Source organism: Aeromicrobium sp. PFPM2_SD2, from assembly GCF_057364525.1.
On sequence record NZ_JBNFNZ010000544.1, the window covers coordinates 1 to 1487 of the forward strand.

Annotated in this window: 1 protein-coding gene; it reads left to right on the plus strand. The window is 75.2% G+C overall.

The genetic code is table 11. The features are described 5' to 3' along the window. Positions 1-152: 152 nt before the first annotated feature. A partial coding sequence (locus AC2W7G_RS16120; protein WP_485869330.1) for an enoyl-CoA hydratase-related protein occupies positions 153-1487 on the plus strand: 1335 nt, incomplete at its 3' end.

Consider the following 1487-nt stretch of genomic DNA (forward strand, 5'->3'; position numbering starts at 1 on the left):
CACGTGGCGCTCGTCGTCGCGCCGAGGCCGGCGCCACCAGTCGAGCCTGCAGCGCAGCGGCAGTCGCCGAGCTGGCCGGTGCAGGCCGCGGGCGTCGGCCGAGCGACGTCGTCGGCGTCGACAGGAGCCCCCACAACGAGGTCGAGACGGGCGTGGGCCTCAGCGCGCCGATCTACGTCTACGCGCTCCTCGAGAACGCCGTCCGCCGCAAGCGCGGTCGGGGCGTCGAGGAGCACCGCCAGGCCGTCGCCGGGCTGTGGTCGCGGTTCTCGGCGGTCGCCGCCCGCAACCCGTACGCCTGGCAGCCGACCGAGCTGACGCCGGAGGTGATCGCCGAGCCCAGTGCCGAGAACCGGATGGTCTCCGAGCCGTACACCAAGCTGATGTGCGCCAACCTGACCGTCGACCTCGGGACGGGCCTGATCCTCATGTCGGCCGCGGCGGCGGAGGCGGCCGGCGTCCCGCAGGAGAAGTGGGTCTTCGTCCACGCCGGGGCCTGGGCCTCGGACGAGTGGTTCGTCTCCGAGCGCGCCGACCTGGCCGCGTCCCCGGCGATCCGCGCCGCCGGCGAGGCCGCTCTCGGCCACGCCGGCATCACCATCGACGACGTCCGGCACGTCGACCTGTACGCCTGCTTCCCGTCGGCCGTGCAGATCGGGGCGGCCGCCCTCGGGCTGCCCGACGACGACCCCGAGCGTCCGCTCACGGTCACCGGCGGGCTGACCTTCGGGGGAGGTCCGGGCAACAACTACGGCAGCCACGCCGTGGCCAACCTCGTCCCGCTGCTGCGCGCCGAGCCGGGGACGTACGGGCTGTCGACCTCGCTCGGCTGGTACGCCACCAAGCACGCGCTGGGCGTGTACTCCGCGACCCCGCCGCACCGGCTGTTCGAGCACCTGCACCCGACGGTCGACCTGCCGCCGTCGCGCCGGGCGCTCGCCTCGTACGTCGGTCGCGCCGTGGTGGAGACGTGGACGATCCCGTGGTCGCGCGAGGGCGAGCCCGAGGCCGTCGTCGTCAGCCTGCTCACCCCCGAGGGCGACCGCGTGCTGCTGCGCCGCGAGGACAGGCGCACGCTGGGGCTGTTCATGACCGAGGACCCGAGCGGGTGGCAGGTCGAGGTCGCCGACGACGGCTCGTTCACGGTCGTCGACGAGGACGTCCACGAGCTGCCTGCCCCGCCGCCCGCCCCGGTGCTCGTCGAGCAGCGCGGCGCGGTCACCGTCATCACGCTCGACCGGCCCGAGGCGCGCAACGCGATCGATGCGCGCACGGCCCGGCTGCTGGAGCGGGCGATCGACCGGTTCGAGTCCGACCCGGCCGCCCGGGTGGCCGTGCTGACCGGCGCCGGCGGGACGTTCAGCGCCGGGATGGACCTCAAGGCGGCGAACCGCGGAGAGCTGCCGTACGGCGAGCACCGGGGTCCGCTCGGCCTCACCGAGCGCCCGCCGGCAAGCCGCTCGTCGCGGCGGTCGAGGGCTCCGCGC